The organism is Kitasatospora albolonga, assembly GCF_039535905.1.
Lineage (GTDB): Bacteria > Actinomycetota > Actinomycetes > Streptomycetales > Streptomycetaceae > Kitasatospora > Kitasatospora albolonga.
The window spans coordinates 177361-195247 of sequence record NZ_BAAAYB010000062.1 but is presented as its reverse complement, the minus strand read 5'-3'; the positions used below and the strand labels follow the sequence as shown (position 1 = coordinate 195247).

The 17887-nt window shown below is 71.1% G+C and carries 19 protein-coding genes; 4 read left to right on the top strand and 15 right to left on the bottom strand.

Annotation, left to right across the window (positions count from 1 at the left end):
• Window positions 1-13 precede the first annotated feature (13 nt).
• The 14 genes from nuoL to ABD946_RS15445 form a co-directional block, all read right to left on the bottom strand.
• Complete coding sequence (nuoL, locus tag ABD946_RS15510) at window positions 14-1909, bottom strand: NADH-quinone oxidoreductase subunit L (RefSeq protein ID WP_345283926.1); 1896 nt, start codon at window positions 1907-1909, stop codon at window positions 14-16.
• A gap of 14 nt (window positions 1910-1923) precedes the next feature.
• Window positions 1924-2223: an NADH-quinone oxidoreductase subunit NuoK gene (gene nuoK / locus ABD946_RS15505; protein WP_057227572.1), complete on the bottom strand. Its 300-nt coding sequence runs from the start codon at window positions 2221-2223 to the stop codon at window positions 1924-1926.
• Window positions 2220-3065, bottom strand: coding sequence for an NADH-quinone oxidoreductase subunit J (locus tag ABD946_RS15500; protein WP_345283923.1), 846 nt, complete (start codon window positions 3063-3065; stop codon window positions 2220-2222). Before ABD946_RS15500 ends, nuoK begins: the two co-directional genes overlap by 4 nt.
• A complete protein-coding gene (nuoI, locus tag ABD946_RS15495) occupies window positions 3062-3646 on the bottom strand; it encodes an NADH-quinone oxidoreductase subunit NuoI (RefSeq protein WP_345283921.1) in 585 nt (194 codons plus the stop codon). The genes ABD946_RS15500 and nuoI overlap by 4 nt, the downstream gene beginning before the upstream one ends.
• Window positions 3647-3650: 4 nt before the next feature.
• Window positions 3651-4982 (bottom strand): NADH-quinone oxidoreductase subunit NuoH, encoded by a 1332-nt coding sequence (nuoH, locus tag ABD946_RS15490; RefSeq protein WP_345283919.1) that lies wholly within the window; start codon window positions 4980-4982, stop codon window positions 3651-3653.
• Window positions 4979-7420 (bottom strand): NADH-quinone oxidoreductase subunit G, encoded by a 2442-nt coding sequence (locus tag ABD946_RS15485; protein ID WP_345283917.1) that lies wholly within the window; start codon window positions 7418-7420, stop codon window positions 4979-4981. The genes nuoH and ABD946_RS15485 overlap by 4 nt, the downstream gene beginning before the upstream one ends.
• Window positions 7417-8772, bottom strand: coding sequence for an NADH-quinone oxidoreductase subunit NuoF (nuoF, locus tag ABD946_RS15480; RefSeq protein ID WP_345283915.1), 1356 nt, complete (start codon window positions 8770-8772; stop codon window positions 7417-7419). The genes ABD946_RS15485 and nuoF overlap by 4 nt, the downstream gene beginning before the upstream one ends.
• Entirely contained in the window at window positions 8772-9491 is a 720-nt protein-coding gene (gene nuoE / locus ABD946_RS15475) for an NADH-quinone oxidoreductase subunit NuoE (RefSeq protein ID WP_345283980.1), read from the bottom strand. The genes nuoF and nuoE overlap by 1 nt, the downstream gene beginning before the upstream one ends.
• Window positions 9492-9511: 20 nt before the next feature.
• Window positions 9512-10834 carry an NADH-quinone oxidoreductase subunit D gene (locus tag ABD946_RS15470; RefSeq protein ID WP_345283913.1) on the bottom strand — a complete coding sequence of 441 codons (1323 nt, stop codon included), beginning with the start codon at window positions 10832-10834 and terminating at the stop codon, window positions 9512-9514.
• Entirely contained in the window at window positions 10834-11550 is a 717-nt protein-coding gene (locus ABD946_RS15465) for an NADH-quinone oxidoreductase subunit C (protein ID WP_345283911.1), read from the bottom strand. The genes ABD946_RS15470 and ABD946_RS15465 overlap by 1 nt, the downstream gene beginning before the upstream one ends.
• Window positions 11547-12101: a NuoB/complex I 20 kDa subunit family protein gene (locus ABD946_RS15460; RefSeq protein ID WP_345283909.1), complete on the bottom strand. Its 555-nt coding sequence runs from the start codon at window positions 12099-12101 to the stop codon at window positions 11547-11549. The genes ABD946_RS15465 and ABD946_RS15460 overlap by 4 nt, the downstream gene beginning before the upstream one ends.
• 90 nt (window positions 12102-12191) lie before the next feature.
• Entirely contained in the window at window positions 12192-12551 is a 360-nt protein-coding gene (locus ABD946_RS15455) for an NADH-quinone oxidoreductase subunit A (RefSeq protein ID WP_014137597.1), read from the bottom strand.
• 439 nt (window positions 12552-12990) lie between these two features.
• Window positions 12991-13704, bottom strand: a complete 714-nt coding sequence (locus tag ABD946_RS15450; protein ID WP_345283906.1) for a response regulator — start codon at window positions 13702-13704, stop codon at window positions 12991-12993.
• Window positions 13659-14624, bottom strand: a complete 966-nt coding sequence (locus ABD946_RS15445) for a sensor histidine kinase (RefSeq protein ID WP_345283904.1) — start codon at window positions 14622-14624, stop codon at window positions 13659-13661. Before ABD946_RS15445 ends, ABD946_RS15450 begins: the two co-directional genes overlap by 46 nt.
• Before the next feature lie 152 nt (window positions 14625-14776).
• On the opposite strand from ABD946_RS15445, the gene ABD946_RS15440 reads away from it, so the two are divergent.
• Genes ABD946_RS15440 through ABD946_RS15430 form a run of 3 tightly spaced genes read left to right on the top strand, consistent with a single transcriptional unit; the run spans window position 14777 to window position 16021 of the window.
• Entirely contained in the window at window positions 14777-15334 is a 558-nt protein-coding gene (locus ABD946_RS15440) for a hypothetical protein (RefSeq protein WP_345283902.1), read from the top strand.
• Between the two features lie 49 nt (window positions 15335-15383).
• A complete protein-coding gene (locus ABD946_RS15435; protein ID WP_345283900.1) occupies window positions 15384-15617 on the top strand; it encodes a type II toxin-antitoxin system VapB family antitoxin in 234 nt (77 codons plus the stop codon).
• Window positions 15614-16021 (top strand): PIN domain-containing protein, encoded by a 408-nt coding sequence (locus ABD946_RS15430; RefSeq protein ID WP_345283898.1) that lies wholly within the window; start codon window positions 15614-15616, stop codon window positions 16019-16021. Before ABD946_RS15435 ends, ABD946_RS15430 begins: the two co-directional genes overlap by 4 nt.
• A 3-nt stretch (window positions 16022-16024) precedes the next feature.
• Here ABD946_RS15430 and ABD946_RS15425 read toward each other — a convergent pair whose 3' ends face one another.
• Window positions 16025-16972 carry a DMT family transporter gene (locus ABD946_RS15425; protein WP_345283896.1) on the bottom strand — a complete coding sequence of 316 codons (948 nt, stop codon included), beginning with the start codon at window positions 16970-16972 and terminating at the stop codon, window positions 16025-16027.
• 182 nt (window positions 16973-17154) lie between these two features.
• Between ABD946_RS15425 and ABD946_RS15420 the strand changes: the two genes are divergently transcribed.
• Entirely contained in the window at window positions 17155-17850 is a 696-nt protein-coding gene (locus ABD946_RS15420) for a peptidylprolyl isomerase (RefSeq protein ID WP_345283894.1), read from the top strand.
• Window positions 17851-17887 lie beyond the last annotated feature (37 nt).

Here is a 17887-nt window from a genome sequence, read left to right as displayed (position 1 = left end):
AATTCACGATCCATCACACGGACCTCATCAGGAGAGTGGTGGCGACCAGCACCAACGTGCCGCCGAACATGGAGAGCGCGTAGCTGCGCACGAAGCCGGTCTGGGTGCGGCGCAGCCGGGCGGAGATCCCGCCGATCGCGGCGGCCACGCCGTTCACCGTGCCGTCCACCACCTTGCTGTCCGCGTAGACCAGCGAGGCGGTGAGCGCGGAGCCGGGGCGGACCAGGACGGCGTGGTTGAAGTCGTCCTGGAGAAGGTCGCGGCGGGCCGCCCGGGTGAGCAGCGAGCCGACCGGCGGGGTGACCGGCACCGATCCGCGGCCGTACATCAGCCAGGAGACCAGCACGCCGCCGGCCACGCAGACCGAGGTGAGCACGGTGACGGTGGTGGCGTTCAGCGGCGAGTGGCCGTGGGCCAGGCCGGTGACGGGCTCCAGCCAGCCGACGAAGGACTCGTTCAGCGCGAAGATCCCACCGGCGAAGACCGAGCCGAAGGCCAGCACGACCATCGGCAGGGTCATGCTGGCCGGGGACTCGTGCGGGTGCGGCTCGTGGCCCTCGGCGTCGGGCTGCCAGCGCTTCTCGCCGAAGAAGGTCAGGATCATCACCCGGGTCATGTAGAACGCGGTGACGGCGGCGCCGACCAGGGTGCAGACGCCGAGGATCCAGCCCTCGGTGCCGCCCTTGGCGAAGGCCGCCTCGATGATCAGGTCCTTGGAGAAGAAGCCGGACAGGCCGGGGAAGCCGATGATCGCCAGGTAGCCGAGGCCGAAGGTCACGAAGGTGACCGGCATCTTCTTGCGCAGGCCGCCGTAGTGACGCATGTTCACCTCGTCGTTCATGCCGTGCATGACCGATCCGGCGCCGAGGAAGAGCCCGGCCTTGAAGAAGCCGTGGGTCACCAGGTGCATGATGGCGAAGGCGTAGCCGATCGGGCCGAGGCCCGCGGCCAGCACCATGTAGCCGATCTGCGACATGGTCGAGCCGGCCAGCGCCTTCTTGATGTCGTCCTTGGCGCAACCGACGATCGCACCGAACAGCAGGGTGACCGCACCGACCACCACGACCACGGTCTGGGCGTCCGGGGCCAGGTCGAAGATGGCCGAGGAGCGGGTGATCAGGTAGACCCCGGCGGTCACCATGGTGGCCGCGTGGATCAGGGCGGAGACCGGGGTCGGGCCCTCCATCGCGTCCCCGAGCCAGGACTGCAGCGGCACCTGGGCGGACTTGCCGCAGGCGGCCAGCAGCAGCATCAGGGCGATCGCGGTGAGCTTGCCCTCGCTCGCCTGGTCGGCGGTGCCGAACACCCCGGTGAAGGAGAGGTCGCCGAACTCGACGAACATCAGCATGATGCCGATCGACAGCCCGAGGTCGCCGACCCGGTTGACCAGGAAGGCCTTCTTGGCCGCCACGGCCGCGCTGGGCTTGTGCTGCCAGAAGCCGATCAGCAGGTACGAGGCCAGGCCGACTCCCTCCCAACCCGCGTACAGCAGCAGGTAGTTGTCCGCCAGCACCAGGAGCAGCATGGCGGCCAGGAAGAGGTTGAGGTAGGCGAAGAAGCGGCGGCGGCGCTCGTCGTGCGCCATGTACCCCATCGAGTAGATGTGGATGAGCGTGCCGACGCCGGAGATCAACAGGACAAAGGTGACCGAGAGTTGGTCCAGCTGGAAGGCCAGGTCGGCCTTGAAGCCGCCCACCTCGATCCAGGTGAAGAGCTTGGAGGTCAGCGTCCGGTGCTCGGCGTCCTTGCCGAGCAGGTCGAGGAAGAGCGTCAGGCCGAGGCCGAAGGAGGCGGCGGCCAGCGCGGTGGCCAGCCAGTGACCGAAGCGGTCGAGGAGCCGGCCGCCGAGCAGCAGCAGGGCGGCACCGGCCAGCGGCGCTGCCACCAGCAGCGGAATGAGTGAGTTCACCGTGGGCCCTCCGCCTACAGCTTCATCAGGTTGCTGTCATCGACCGAAGCCGAGTGCCTGGACCGGAAGATGGACACGATGATGGCGAGGCCGACCACGACCTCGGCCGCCGCGACCACCATGGTGAAGAACGCGATGATCTGGCCGTCCAGGTTGCCGTGCAGCCGGGAGAAGGTGACCAGGGCCAGGTTCGAGGCGTTGAGCATCAGCTCGACGCACATGAAGAGCACGATCGCGTTGCGCCGGATCAGCACGCCGGAGGCGCCGATGGTGAACAACAGGGCGGAGAGGTAGAGGTAGTTGACGGGGTTCACTCCGCCTCCTCCTTGCTCAGGACGGGCGTGACGGCCTTGCGCGGGCCGGCCACCGCGGGCCGGGCCGACGGGGCGCGGCCCAGGTACTCGGCGGTGCGGCCCTCCAGCTCGGCCATCCGCTCCAGCATGTCGTGGCTGACGTCGCGGATCTGGCCGCGCTCGCGCAGCGTGCCCATCACCGAGTCCTCGCTGATGGTGCCGTCCGGCAGCAGGGCCGGGATGTCCACCGCGTTGTGCCGGGCGTACACGCCGGGGGCGGGCAGCGGCGGCACCTGGATGTTGTCGCGGACCCGCTGGTCGGCCAACTGCCGCTGGGTGAGCGGGGCTTCGACGTGCTCGCGGTGGGTCAGCACCATCGCGCCGATGGCCGCGGTGATCAGCAGCGCACCGGTGAGCTCGAAGGCCCAGACGTAGTCGGTGAACAGCAGCCGGGCCAGGCCCTGGACGTTCCCCTCGGCGTTGGCCTCGGCCAGTCCGCTGAAGGAGGAGAGCTTGGCGTTGGAGATGCCGGCGATCAGCAGCACGCCGAAGCCGAGGCCGCAGAGCACCGCGGCGATCCGCTGGCCCTTGAGCTGCTCCTTCAGCGAGTCGGCGCTCGTCACGCCGACCAGCATCAGCACGAACAGGAAGAGCATCATGATCGCGCCGGTGTAGACGACGATCTGCACCACGCCCAGGAAGACCGCGCCCTGGGCCAGGTAGCAGACCGCCAGGGCCATCATGGTGGCGGCCAGGCAGAGCGCGCTGTGCACCGCCTTCTTGAGCAGCAGCATGCCGAGCGCACCGCCGACGGCGATCACGGCGAGGATCCAGAACTGGACCGCCTCTCCGGTGGAGGTCATGACTGCGCCTCCTTCTCCCGGTCGGTGCGCTCCTGCTGGACGGTGCCGGGAGCGGCCGCGGTGATCTCGCCCCGGTAGTACGCGCCCTCGTCGGCACCCGGGTAGTAGGCGTGCGGCGAGTCCACCATGCCCTCGGTGAGCCCCACCAGCAGCTGCTCCTTGGTGAAGATCAGGTCGGCCCGGGAGGAGTCGGCCAGCTCGTACTCGTTGGTCATGGTGAGCGCCCGGGTCGGGCAGGCCTCGATGCAGAGCCCGCACAGGATGCAGCGGGCGTAGTTGATCTGGTAGACCGCGCCGTAGCGCTCACCCGGCGAGTAGCGCTCCTCGTCCGTGTTGTCCGCGCCCTCGACGTAGATCGCGTCGGCCGGACAGGCCCAGGCGCAGAGCTCGCAGCCGACGCACTTCTCCAGGCCGTCCGGGTGCCGGTTCAGCTGGTGCCGGCCGTGGAAGCGGGGAGCGGTGGGCTTCTTCTGCTCCGGGTACTGCTCGGTGAGCCGCTTCTTGAACATGGCCTTGAAGGTCACGCCGAAGCCAGCGGCCGGGCCGAGGATGGACGGCTTCTCAGCCTTCTCGTCCGACATCGTCTCAGCTCCCTTCCGCGGAGTTGGAGTTGGCGCCGTTCAGGGCGTCCTGGAGTTGCGGGGCCCGGCTGCGACGGCGGGGCACCGGGGGGAGCTGCTGACCGGGCAGCGGCGGGACGGGGTAGCCGCCCGCCATCGGGTCGAACTCGGTCTCGGCGGCGGCCGGCTGCTCCGGCTCCTTGGCCTTGACCACGTCGCGGAGCAGGAACAGCAGCAGCACCACCAGCACCGGTGCGCCGACGTACAGCACCACCTGGCCGAAGTCGTAGCCCTCGTTGCGCAGCGCGCGGACGGTGGCCACCATCACCAGCCAGACCAGCGAGACCGGGATCAGCACCTTCCAGCCCAGCTTCATGAACTGGTCGTAGCGGAACCGGGGCAGGGTGCCGCGCAGCCAGATGAAGAAGAACAGCAGCAGCTGGATCTTCAGGGTGATCCAGAGCATCGGCCACCAACCGTGGTTGGCGCCCTCCCAGAAGGTGGAGATCGGGTACGGGGCCCGCCAGCCGCCCAGGAAGAGGGTGGAGGCGACCGCCGAGACGGTGACCATGTTGACGTACTCGGCCAGCATGAACATCGCGAACTTCAGCGAGGAGTACTCGGTGTTGAAGCCGCCGACCAGCTCGCCCTCGGCCTCGGGGAGGTCGAACGGGGCGCGGTTGGTCTCACCGACCATCGCGATGATGTAGACGATGAACGACACCGGCAGCAGCACCGCGAACCAGGTCGGCTGCTGGGAGGCGACGATCTCCGAGGTGGACATCGAGCCGGAGTAGATGAAGACCGCCGCGAAGGACAGGCCCATCGCGATCTCGTAGGAGATCATCTGCGCCGAGGAGCGCAGCCCGCCGAGCAGCGGGTAGGTCGAGCCGGAGGACCAGCCCGCCAGCACGATCCCGTAGATGCCGACCGAGGCCACCGCCAGGATGTAGAGCAGGGCGATCGGCAGGTCGGTCAGCTGCATCGGGGTGCGGGTGCCGAAGATGGAGACCTCGTTGCCGGCCGGGCCGAACGGGATCACCGCGAAGGCCATGAAGGCCGGGATCGCGGCGACGATCGGTGCCAGGACGTAGACCACCTTGTCGGCGCCGGTGACCACCAGGTCTTCCTTCAGCGCCAGCTTCACGCCGTCGGCCAGCGACTGCAGCATGCCCCACGGGCCGTGCCGGTTGGGGCCGATGCGCAGCTGCATCCAGGCCACGACCTTGCGCTCCCAGACGATCGCGATCAGCACGGTGCCGACCAGGAAGGCGAAGACGAACACCGCCTTGATCAGCACCAGCCACCACGGGTCGCGCCCGAAGAAGCCGAGGGTCTCGTATGCGGCCAGCGTCATGACTCCTCCGCCGGGGCGATGGTCACCAGGTGTCCGGTGGTGGTGCCGAGGGTGCGGAAGGCGCCGCCCGGCGTGGAGTTGAGGGGCAGCCAGACGGTGCGGTCGGGCTGCTCGGGGTTGAGCTCCAGCGGCAGGGTGAGCGAGCCGCCGGGGCCGGTGATCCGCAGCGCCTCCTCCGCGCCGATCTCGGCGGCGGTGGCGGGCGAGATCCGGGCCACCGCGGCGTGCCGGGTGCCGGCCAGGTGCTCGTCACCGGTCTGCAGGGTGCCGTTGTCCAGCAGCATCCGGTGGCCGGCCAGCACGGCCTGGCCGGTGGCCGGGCGGGGCAGCGGGGCAGGGGCGGCGTTCGGAGCGGTGGGCAGGTCGCCCTCCCACGGGGCGAAACGGTCCAGCTCCAGCCGGGCGGCCCGGACGTCGCCGAGGCCGATCGGGCGGCCCAGGGCGTCGGCCAGCATGCTCAGCACCCGGACGTCCGGGTGCAGTTGGCGGGCCATCAGCTGGTCGGGCTTGAGCGCGGCCTCGAACATCCGCACCCGGCCCTCCCAGTCGAGGAAAGTGCCCGCCTTCTCGGTGACCGCGGCCACCGGCAGCACCACGTCGGCCTGCGCCGTGACGGCGGAGGGGCGCAGCTCCAGCGAGACCGTGAACCGGACCCGGGCCAGCGCCTCGTCGGCCAGCGCCGGGTCGGCCAGGTCGTCCGGGTCGAGCCCGCCGATCACCAGCGCGTCCAGGTCGCCGTGGGCGGCGGCCGCCAGGATCTGGTCGGTGTCCCGGCCGAGGCGGGCCGGGAGTTCGGCCGCGCCCCAGATGCCGGCGGTCTCGGACCGGGCGTCGGTGGAGCTGACCGGACGGCCGCCGGGCAGCAGGCCGGGCAGCGCACCGGCCTCCACCGCACCGCGCTCACCGGCCCGGCGCGGCACCCAGGCCAGCCGGGCGCCGGTGGCGGCGGCCAGCCGCAGCGCGGCGGTCAGCCCGCCGGGCACGGTGGCGAGGCGCTCGCCGACCAGGATCACCGCACCGTCCTGGCGCAGGAGTTGACCCGCGCGGCCGGCGTCGTCGCCGAGCGCGGTGTCCTCCGCGAGGGCGGTCAGCCACTCGGCCTCGGTGCCGGGCGCGGCCGGGAGCAGCGCGCCGTGCAGCTTGGCCAGGCCCCGGCTGCGGTGCGAGGCGACCGAGAAGACCTGGAGCCCCTTGGCCCGGTTCGCCTTGCGCAGCCGCAGGAAGACGATCGGCGACTCCTCCTCGGGCTCGAAGCCCGCGAGCAGCACGGCCGGTGCGGCCTCCAGCGCCTCGTACGAGACGCCTTCGCCGTCCAGGTCCACGCCGGTGCCGGCCACCTCGGAGGCCAGGAAGTCGGCCTCCTCGGCGGAGAGCGGGCGGGCCCGGAAGTCGACGTCGTTGGTGCCGAGCGCGACCCGGGCGAACTTGCCGTAGCCGTAGGCGTCCTCGACCGTGACGCGGCCGCCCGCCAGGACGGCGGCCTTGGCGCCGCGCAGCCCCTCGGCGGCGAAGGCCAGTGCCTCCGGCCAGGAGACGGCGACGAGTTCGCCGTCCTTGCGGACCATCGGGCCGGTCAGCCGGTCCCGCTGCTGGGCGTAGCGGAAGGCGAAGCGGCCCTTGTCGCAGTTCCACTCCTCGTTCACCGCCGGGTCGTCCCCGGCCAGCCGGCGGAGCACCTTGCCGCGGCGGTGGTCGGTGCGCTGGGCGCAGCCGGAGGAGCAGTGCTCGCAGACGCTGGGCGAGGAGACCAGGTCGAACGGGCGGGAGCGGAAGCGGTAGGCGGCCGAGGTGAGCGCGCCGACCGGGCAGATCTGGATGGTGTTGCCGGAGAAGTAGGACTCGAAGTCGTCCCCGGCCCCGGTGCCGACCTGCTGGTTGGCGCCGCGCTCCAGCAGGTCGATGAACGGGTCACCGGCCACCTGCTCGGAGAAGCGGGTGCAGCGGGCGCAGAGCACGCAGCGCTCGCGGTCCAGCAGCACCTGGGTGGAGACCGGCAGCGGCTTGGGGTAGGTGCGCTTCATCCCGTCGAAGCGGGTGTCGCTCTCGCCGGTGGACATCGCCTGGTTCTGCAGGGGGCACTCGCCGCCCTTGTCGCAGACCGGGCAGTCCAGCGGGTGGTTGATCAGCAGCAGCTCCATCACACCGCGCTGGGCCTTCTCCGCCACCGGGGAGCTGACCTGGGTGCGGACCACCATGCCCTCGGCCACCGGGATGGTGCAGGAGGCGACCGGCTTGCGCTGGCCCTCGACCTCCACGATGCACTGGCGGCAGGCCCCGGCCGGGGCGAGCAGCGGGTGGTCGCAGAAGCGCGGGATCTGGGTGCCGATCTGCTCGGCGGCCCGGATCACCAAGGTCCCCTTGGGGACCTGGAGTTCGACCCCGTCGATGGTGAGCGTGACGAGGTCGGTGCTGGTCTTCGGCGGCTCGGTCACGGTCATGCGTGCACCTCCCTCTCGGTGGTGTGGTCGTGGGCGGTGCGGTCGGCCCAGACGGTGGAGGCGGAGTGGTCGAACGGGCAGCGCCGCTCGGTCAGGTGCCGCTCGTACTCCTCGCGGAAGTACTGGAGCGAGGAGACGATCGGGCTGGCCGCGCCGTCGCCGAGCGCGCAGAAGGACTTGCCGTTGATGTTGTCGGCGATGTCCAGCAGCTTCTCCAGGTCGCCGTCGGTGCCCTCGCCGGCCTCGATCCGCTTGAGCAGCTGCACCAGCCAGTAGGTGCCCTCGCGGCACGGGGTGCACTTGCCGCAGGACTCGTGGGCGTAGAACTCGGTCCACCGGGTGACCGCCCGCACCACGCAGGTGGTCTCGTCGAAGACCTGCAGCGCCTTGGTGCCGAGCATCGAGCCGGCCGCGCCGACGCCCTCGTAGTCCAGCGGCACGTCCAGGTGCTCGTCGGTGAACATCGGGGTCGAACTGCCGCCCGGGGTCCAGAACTTCAGGCGGTGCCCGGCCCGGATGCCGCCGCTGATGTCGAGCAGCTGACGGAGCGTGATGCCGAGCGGGGCCTCGTACTGGCCGGGGTTGGTGACGTGCCCGGAGAGCGAGTAGAGGGTGAAGCCGGGGGACTTCTCGGTGCCCAGCGACTTGAACCACTCGTTGCCCCTGGCCAGGATCGGCGGCACCGAGGCGATCGACTCGACGTTGTTCACCACCGTCGGGCAGGCGTACAGGCCGGCGATCGCCGGGAACGGCGGGCGCAGCCGGGGCTGGCCGCGGCGGCCCTCCAGCGAGTCCAGCAGCGCCGTCTCCTCGCCGCAGATGTACGCCCCGGCGCCCGCGTGCACGGTGATGTCCAGGTCGATCCCGGAGCCGAGGATGTTCTTGCCGAGGTACCCGGCCTCGTACGCCTCGGCGACCGCCGCGTGCAGCCGGCGCAGCACCGGGACGACCTCGCCGCGCAGGTAGATGAAGGCGTGCTCGCAGCGGATCGCGTAGGACGCGATGATCATGCCCTCGATCAGCGAGTGCGGGTTGGCGAACAGCAGCGGGATGTCCTTGCAGGTGCCCGGCTCGGACTCGTCGGCGTTCACCACCAGGTAGTGCGGCTTGCCGTCGTTCTGCGGGATGAACTGCCACTTCATGCCGGTCGGGAAGCCAGCCCCGCCGCGGCCGCGCAGGCCGGAGTCCTTGACCTGGGCGATCACCTCGTCGGGCGCCATCGCCAGGGCGTTGCGCAGGCCGACGTAGCCCTCGTGGCGGCGGTAGGTGTCGAGGCTCCAGGGGCGGTGGTCGCCCCAGGAGGCGGACAGCACGGGCGAGAGCAGCTTCTCGGCCGGCTCTGCGGAGGTCATCACGCTTCGGTCCCTTCGTGCCTCGGAGCCACGACCTTGGTGCCGGGGGTGCCGGGCAGCGCCTCGCCCTTGGCGAGCCGCAGGCCGGCCAGCGAGGGCGCGCCGCCCGCGCCGGAGGCGTCCACCGCGCCGGGGCGCTCGTCCGGGAAGCCGGCCAGGATGCGGGAGGTCTCCTTGAAGGAGCAGAGCCGGGCGCCGCGGGTCGGCCGCACCTCCTGGCCGTCCTTCAGCTGGTCGACCAACTCCCGTGCGCTCTGCGGGGTCTGGTTGTCGAAGAACTCCCAGTTGACCATCACCACGGGGGCGTAGTCGCAGGCCGCGTTGCATTCGATCCGCTCGATCGAGACCTTGCCGTCCGGGGTGGTCTGGTTGTTCTCCACGCCCAGGTGCTGCTTGAGCTCGTCGAAGATCTCGTCGCCGCCGAGCACCGCGCAGAGCGTGTTGGTGCAGACGCCGACGTGGTACTCGCCGGCCGGGCGGCGCCGGTACATGGTGTAGAAGGTGGCCACCGCGGTCACCTCGGCCGTGGTCAGGTCCAACTGCTCGGCGCAGAACCGGATACCGGTCGGCGTCACGCAGCCCTCCTCCGCCTGCACCAGGTGCAGCAGCGGAAGCAGGGCGGACCGGGCCACCGGGTAGCGGCCGATCAACTCCTTGGCGTCCTCGGCCAGTCGGGCCTCGACCTCGGCCGGGTACGGCTTGGCGGGGAGGGCCGGCATCCCCAGTTGGACGTCGCTGCTCACCGGTCCACTCCTCCCATCACCGGGTCGATCCCGGCCACCGCGACGATCACGTCGGCGACCTGGCCGCCCTCGCACATCGCCGCCATCGTCTGCAGGTTGGTGAAGGACGGGTCCCGGAAGTGCACCCGGTACGGGCGGGTCCCGCCGTCGCTCACCACGTGCACGCCGAGCTCGCCCTTGGGGGACTCGACGGCCGCGTAGGCCTGGCCGACCGGCACCCGGAAGCCCTCGGTGACCAGCTTGAAGTGGTGGATCAGGGCCTCCATCGAGGTGCCCATGATCTTCCGGATGTGGTCCAGCGAGTTGCCCATCCCGTCGGGGCCGACGGCCAGTTGGGCGGGCCAGGCGATCTTCTTGTCGGCCACCATCACCGGGCCGGGCTTCAGCCGGTCCAGGCACTGCTCGACGATCCGCAGCGACTGGTGCATCTCCTCCAGCCGGATCAGGAACCGGCCGTAGGAGTCCGCGGTGTCCGCGGTGGCGACCTCGAAGTCGTAGTCCTCGTACCCGCAGTACGGGTCGGTCTTGCGCAGGTCGTGCGGCAGTCCGGTGGCCCGCAGGATCGGGCCGGTGGCGCCGAGCGCCAGGCAGCCGGGCAGGTCCAGGAAGCCGACGTCGACCAGACGGGCCTTGAAGACCGGGTTCCCGGTGGCCAGCTTGTCGTACTCGTGCATCCGCGAGCGGAGCGTCTTCACCGCCTCGCGGATCTGGTCCACCGCGCCGGGCGGCAGGTCCTGGGCGAGGCCGCCCGGGCGGACGTACGCGTGGTTCATCCGCAGGCCGGTGACCAACTCGAAGACGTCCAGGATGAGTTCGCGGTCCCGGAAGCCGTAGATCATCAGTGTGGTGGAGCCGATCTCCATACCGCCGGTGGCCAGGCAGACCAGGTGGGAGGAGATCCGGTTGAGCTCCATCATCAGCACCCGGATCACGCTGGCGCGGTCCGGGATCTGCTCGGTGATGCCGAGCAGCTTCTCGACCGCGAGGCAGTACGCGGTCTCGTTGAACATCGGGGTCAGGTAGTCCATCCGGGTCACGAAGGTGGTGCCCTGGACCCAGTTCCGGAACTCCATGTTCTTCTCGATGCCGGTGTGCAGGTAGCCGATCCCGCACCGGGCCTCGGTCACCGTCTCGCCGTCGATCTCCAGGATCAGGCGCAACACCCCGTGGGTGGACGGGTGCTGGGGGCCCATGTTGACGATGATGCGCTCGTCGTCGGCCCGGCCGACGGCCTCGACCACCTCGCCCCAGTCGCCACCGGTGACGGTGAAGACCCGTCCCTCGGTGGTCTCCCGTGCTTCCTCGTAGTGAGTGGTCATCAGCTGTACGACCTCCGCTGGTCGGGCGCCGGGATCTGGGCGCCCTTGTACTCGACGGGGATGCCGCCGAGCGGGTAGTCCTTGCGCTGCGGGTGCCCGGTCCAGTCGTCCGGCATCATGATCCGGGTCAGTGCCGGGTGGCCGTCGAAGACCAGGCCGAAGAAGTCCCAGGCCTCGCGCTCGTGCCAGTCGTTGGTCGGGTAGACGCTGACCACCGAGGGGATCACCGGGTCGGCGTCCGGCGCGGTGACCTCGATCCGGAGCAGCCGGCCGTGGGTGATCGAGCGCAGCGGGTAGACCGCGTGCAACTCCCGTCCGGTGTCGCCCGGGTAGTGCACGCCGTTGACGCCGAGGCAGAGCTCGTAGCGCAGCGCCGGGTCGTCGCGCAGCGTGCGGACGGCCTTCAGCAGGTGCTCGCGGGCGATGTGGAAGGTGAGCTCGCCGCGGTCCACCACGGTCTTCTCGATCACCTCGGCCGGGTCGAGCCCCTGCTCCTCCAGCGCACCCTCGAACTCGTCGGCGACCTCGTCGAAGCCGTGCCCGTAGGGGCGGCTGCTGGCCGGCGGCATCACGATCGGGGCGGCCAGGCCGCCGAAGCCGGAGGTGTCGCCGGTGCCCTTGGCACCGAACATGCCCTGCCGCGTGCCGATCACCTCGACGGGGATCTCCTTGCGGGTGGCGGGGACCGGGCTCTCGCCGCTCGTCTGCTCGCTCATCGCAGCAGCCCCCGCATCTCGCTGGTCGGGGTTGCCTCCAGGGCCAGCTCCTCCGCCAACTCCTCGGCCCGGAGCCGGTTCACGCCCAGCGGCTCGTGCTGGATCTTCTCGTGCAGCTTGATGATCGCGTCCATCAGCATCTCCGGGCGGGGCGGACAGCCCGGCAGGTAGATGTCCACCGGGACGATGTGGTCCACGCCCTGGACGATCGCGTAGTTGTTGAACATCCCGCCGGAGGAGGCGCAGACGCCCATCGAGATGACCCACTTCGGATTGGCCATCTGGTCGTACACCTGGCGCAACACCGGCGCCATCTTCTGGCTCACCCGACCGGCCACGATCATGAGGTCGGCCTGCCGGGGCGAGCCGCGGAAGACCTCCATGCCGAACCGGGCCAGGTCGTAGCGGCCGGCGCCGGTGGTCATCATCTCGATCGCGCAGCAGGCCAGCCCGAAGGTCGCCGGGAAGAGCGACGCCTTGCGCACCCACCCCGCCGCGGCCTCCACGCTGGTGAGCAGAAAGCCGCTCGGCAGCTTCTCCTCGATACCCATCAGTTCCCTCTCAGTCCCTCAAGTCCGGTGGCTTGCCCCCGTGTTCACAAGCGGCCCGCACCGTCACGGGGAGCCGCCCGACCGGGGCGTTCAGTCCCACTCGAGACCGCCGCGACGCCAGACGTAGGCGTAGGCGACGAAGACGGTGGCGATGAACAGGAGCATCTCGACCAACCCGAAGATCCCCAGGGCGTCGAAGCTGACCGCCCAGGGATAGAGGAAGACGATCTCGATGTCGAAGACGATGAACAGCATCGCCGTGAGGTAGTACTTGATCGGGAACCGACCGCCGCCCACCGGCTGCGGGGTCGGTTCGATGCCGCACTCGTACGCCTCCAACTTGGCCCGGTTGTAACGCTTCGGGCCGGTCAGTGAGGCCATCACGACGGAGCCGACCGCGAACGCCGCCGCGATGGCACCGAGTACGAGGATCGGCGCGTAGGCATTCATAGCCCCCGCTCCCTCCGTCCAGTCTTCCGTGACTGCAGATCGGAACTGCCGGATCACGCTCCGCGCGACCCGCTTCCAGCCTGTGAGATCCACCTATGTGAGGCAGTTCACAAGGCTTGGAACGAGCGCATCCTATGCCCGTCGGCTTGTGACGTGCGACACGCGGTTCTGAACGATCTTTGTGATCTACGCCACCTCGCAAAGGATCACGGAGGGGCGGAAGGCGTGATCAATCAACCCAGTGCAGGCAAGTGGTCACAAACCGTCGCAATCGCCTGTGAAGTGACTGGTCAGCGAGCCATGCGCATATCAACTCAGCTGGTGATCATGCAAATTTCTGACCGTGCGGTTGACGTGATAAAGGGACCACCCGGGAGGGTGGCCCCTTCGGAACGGCCGCTTGACCCTTCGTTCACAAGCGCACGAACGCCCGGTTCCGCTACCGGCGTTCGCCCCAGACGTGGGCGGCGACGCCGACCCGGTTCCGGACGCCGAGCTTGCGCTGGATGTTGGCGAGGTGGTTCTTCACCGTGCCCGGCGAGATGAACAGCCGGGCGGCCACCGCCGCGTTGGTCGCCCCGTCCGCCACCAGGGCGGCGATCTCGGCCTCCCGGGGCGTGAGGTGCTCCACCGCCGCCTGTGCCGCTGCCGGAGATGGAGGCGGAGGCGGTCCGGCCGGCTCCGGCGGAGCGATCATCCGCAGCAGACGGACCGTCACCTCCGGGCTGATCAACGCGTCCCCCGCCACCGCCGCCCGGACCGCCTCCACCAGCAGCGCCGGGCCGGAGCGCTTGAGCAGGAAGCCGGCCGCGCCGCTCCGCAGCGCGGCGTGCACGTACTCGTCCAGGTCGAAGGTGGTCACCACGACCACCCGCAGCGGGTCCGGCACCCCCGGCCCGGCCAGCCGCCTGGTCAGCTCCAGCCCGTCCAGCCCGGGCATCCGGATGTCCGCCAGCACCACGTCCGGCCGCAGCCGCCGGGCCAGCTCCAGCGCCCGCTCCCCGTCGGCCGCCTCGGCCACCACGGTCAGGTCGGGCTGCGCGTCCAGGATGATCCGGTACGCCGTGCGGATGTCGGCGTGGTCGTCCGCCAACAGGACGGTGATCGTCACAACTCCCCCTCGATCGGCGGCAGGTACGCCCTGACCCGCCATCCCGCTCCGGTCCGGGACGCCTCCAGCGTCCCGTCCACCGCCTCCACCCGGGCGGCCAGCCCGCGCAGCCCGTGGCCGCCGCGGCGGCGGGTCCGGGCCGGGGCGGCCCCGCCGTCGTCGGTGACCAGCACCTCCAGGCCGCCCCCCGGCCCCGGCCGGACCGCCACCTCCACCAGGGTGGCGTCCGGCGCGTGCCGCCGGACGTTGGTCAGCGCCTCCACCACGATCCGGTGCACGGTCGCCCCGGCCTCCCGGCCGACGGCTCCGTCCGGCAGCTCCAGCCGGACGTCCGCCGGGCCGGAGGCGGCGAACCGCTCGACCACGCCGGTGAGTTCGGCCAGGCCGGGCTGCGGCTCCCGCCGCGCTGCCTCCTCGGTGCGGAGCAGATGCACCGTACGGTCCAGCGCGGCCAGCGCCTGCTGCCCAGCCTCCTCGATCCGCCGGAACAGCTCCTGCTGACCCTCCGTCACGAGTCCGCCCGCCTGCGCCAGCGCCACCATCCCGCTCACGTCATGGGCCACGAAGTCGTGCAGATCGTGCGCGAGTTCGACCCGCTGGGCGTGCCGGGCCGCCTCCACCTCGCGCCGCCGCCGCTCGTCCAGTGCCCCCAGGTACAGCCCGACCGCCCCTGCCAACAGACCTGCCAGCAGCCCGAACCCGAGCAGACCGGCCAGCTCCGGCAGCCGTTCCGGCACGGTGTACCGGAGCGGCCAGAGCACCGCCGCCAGGGCTGCCGCCACCGCCGTCGGCCAGGCCCTTCCCCGCACCGCGGCCGCCACCAGGCCGAGCAGGGCCAGCAGTTCGACCACCACCAGCACCCCGACGGCCCGGCCCGCCTCCCCGAGCCCGCCCAGCCACCACCCGACGGCCGTCACCGCCAGTGACGCCGGCGCCCCCGCGCTCCCCCACCTCACGATCATCCGATCACCCTACGGGCCCGCTGCCGGTGACCACCCCGTGCCGAACGGCACATGACGGCCCGTCCGAACCTCCCGTTCGGCATCTGCCGCCGCTCCCCCACCCCCGGGAGGCTTGAGCCGTTCCCGAGCGACCCACCACGAAAGGCAGCCCGATGCCCACCACCCTTCTCGCCGGCACCCCCGCCCCCACCCTCGCCGTCGTCCGTCCGCCCGCCCCGTGGGCCGTCCGCGCCGCCCGGCTCGCCGCCCTGACCGCCCTCCCCTCCGGCCTCTGGCGGATCGCCCTCGGCGTCGGCATCCCGGTCGGCTTCTCCGGCACCCTGGAGGCCCAGATGACCGCCCACATGCCGGGCTGGGGCACCGTCTACGTGCTCGCCCTCTCCGCCCTCGCCGAGGCACTCGCCTTCCTCACCCTCGGCCTGGTCCGCCCCTGGGGCCAACGCGCCCCCCACTGGCTCCCGTTCATCGGCGGCCGCCGCCGCATCGCCCCGGCCACCGCCGCCGTCCCGGCCGCCCTCGGGGCCCTCGCCGTCACCCTGATCACCCTCTACGGGGCCACCACCTGGTACGACCCCGCCGCCATGGGCAACCCCGAAGCCCCGCACGGCCTGGCCGGCTTCCTGATGACCGCCGCCTACGCCCCGCTCCTCCTCTGGGGCCCGCTCCTCGCCGTCGTCACCGCCGACTTCTGGCGCCGCTCGCGGCGGTGATGTTGGTAATGTGGAGATGCTGCCAACATCACCACCATCGGAGGCTCTGATGAGCGTGACGCAGATCGACATCGACGACGAGGCACTGGCCGCCGCGATGCAACTCATGGGCACCACCACCAAGAAGGACACGGTGAACACCGCCCTCCGTGAGTACACCCAGCGGATACGGCGACTGGAGGCTGCCGAGCGGCTCGCAGCCCGCGGTGCCCGCGGCGAGTTCGACGAGGCGGCGACCGCCCACGCGGCCGGAAAGCGGGCCCGCCGCGAGGCCGCCGGGTGATCGGCTACCTGGTCGACACCTCCGCCCTGTGGCAGCTCTTCCGCAGACCGGAGACGTTCGCCGCCTGGGAGGGGCACATCGCCGAGGGCGCCCTGCACCTCTGTGAGCCGAGCCGGGCCGAGTTCCTCTACTCCGCGACCGGCCCGGCCCACCGGGACGAGCTGGCGGCGGACCTGGACACCGTCCTTCGGCCCGTCGCCGTCCCGAAGGGCGCCTGGCGGTGGGTCGACAGCGCGCAGTACAGGCTCACCCAGCAGGGGCAGCACCGATCGGCCGGTGCGATCGACCTGTTGGTCTGCGCGACCGCCGTCCACCACGACCTGACCGTGCTTCACCTGGACAACGACTTCAGCACCGTGGCCTCCGTACTCACCGACCTCCGAGCTCGGGACATCCGGGCCTGACGGTCAGACGGGCTCGGGCTGCACGACCGGCGGCGCCTTGCCTTCCGACACCGCCGCCGGGGCGGCGGTGCGGCGCCCCCACTCGGTGCCGGCCAGGACGCAGAGGGCGCCGAGCAGGCCGAGCGTGCCGAGGTGGTCACCGGCGAGGGTGATGCCGAAGACGGCGGCCCAGAGCGGCTCGGTGCCGAGCAGCAGCGAGACCCGGGAGGGCGAGGTGGTCCGGACCGCCCACATCTGGACCACGAAGGCGAAGATCGTGCAGACCAGCGAGAGGTGCAGCAGCACGGCCCAGTCGGCGGCGCCGTAGGAGGCCGCCAGGGTCAGCGGGGAGGTGCCGGTGAACGGCGCGATCACCGCGAACACCAGGGTGGCGGTGGCCAGTTGGACCCAGGTCAGGGCCCCCGAGTCGGCCTCCCGGATGGACTTCAGCCGGGCCATGGTGAGCACGTGCGCCGTCCGCACCAGCGCCGCCCCGAGCACCAGCAGGTCCCCGAGCCCCGGCATCCGGAGGCCGCCGCCCCCGGTCAGCAGCGCCACCCCGAGCACCGAGAGTCCGGCCGCCGCGACGAACGGCCGGGGCAGCCTGGTCCGGGCCAGCGCGCTCTCCGCGAGCGGGGTGAAGACCATGGTGAGGCTGATGACCAGTCCGGCGTTGGTCGCCGAGGTGTGCACCGCCCCGTAGGTCTCCAGCAGGAAGACCGCCCCGAGCACCAGCCCCAGCGAGGCCCCGCCCAGCCACTGCCTCGGCCCGAAGCGGCGCAGCCCGCGCCAGGTGAACAGCGCCAGCAGCGGCAGCGCCACCCCGAAGCGCAGCACCAGCATGGCCACCACGCTCTGGTCGGTGGCCACGTTCTTGACCGCCAGGAAGCTGGACCCCCAGGCCACCGCCACCCCCAGCACGGGCAGGTCACGGACGAACGGGCCGAACGGGGCGAGGGACGGAGCACGCATGCGGTCTCCTCCGAGGAGCGGGAGCGGGAGCCGTGCGACGCCGAACGGTCTGGTCGCGGGCATCGTCCCGCACGCCCGCGCAGGCGATCAACACCATTCCACCCACCGGTCAACCGGCAGCTTCACGAAGCAACCTGACGACGTGCATACCGAACGGGCGTCCGGGCATTGATGATTGCGCCATGCCAACTCCCCGCCGCTCCCCGGAGGCACCTCAAGTGCTGCGCAAACACTGGGCCCTGCTCACCGCCGCCACCACCCTGCCGCTCGCCCTCACCACCTCGGTCGGCGTCGCGGACGCCGCCCCCGCGGCCACCGCCAGCTGCACCTACACACCCGCCGTGCCCGCGGACAACTTCAAGGGCATCCCGGTCTTCGACGCCAAGAAGGCGGCCCAGCCCTACAGCGCCACCCTGAGGACCACTCAGGGCACCATCACCTTCCAGGCCTTGACCGACAAGGCGCCGTGCACCACCTTCTCGTTCCGCTTCCTCGCCGAACGGGACTACTTCGACAGGAGCCACTGCCACCGGCTCACCACCGAGCGGATCTTCGTCCTCCAGTGCGGCGACCCCACCGGCACCGGCAGCGGCGGCCCCGGCTACTCCTTCCCCGACGAGAACCTCACCGGCGCCACCTACCCCGCCGGCACCGTCGCGATGGCCAACGCCGGCCCGAACACCAACGGCAGCCAGTTCTTCTTCACCTGGAAGGACACCAAGCTCTCCCCCGCCTACACCCCCTTCGGCCGGGTCACCGCCGGCCTCGACGTCCTCCAGAAGATCGCCGCCGCCGGCTCCGACTCCCAGAACAACCCCGGCGACGGCTACCCCAACCTCGTCCCCACCTTCAAGAACGTCAAGATCACCAAGCGCTGACCCCCGCCCGCTCCCGTCCGGCACGGCCCCCGCCCGC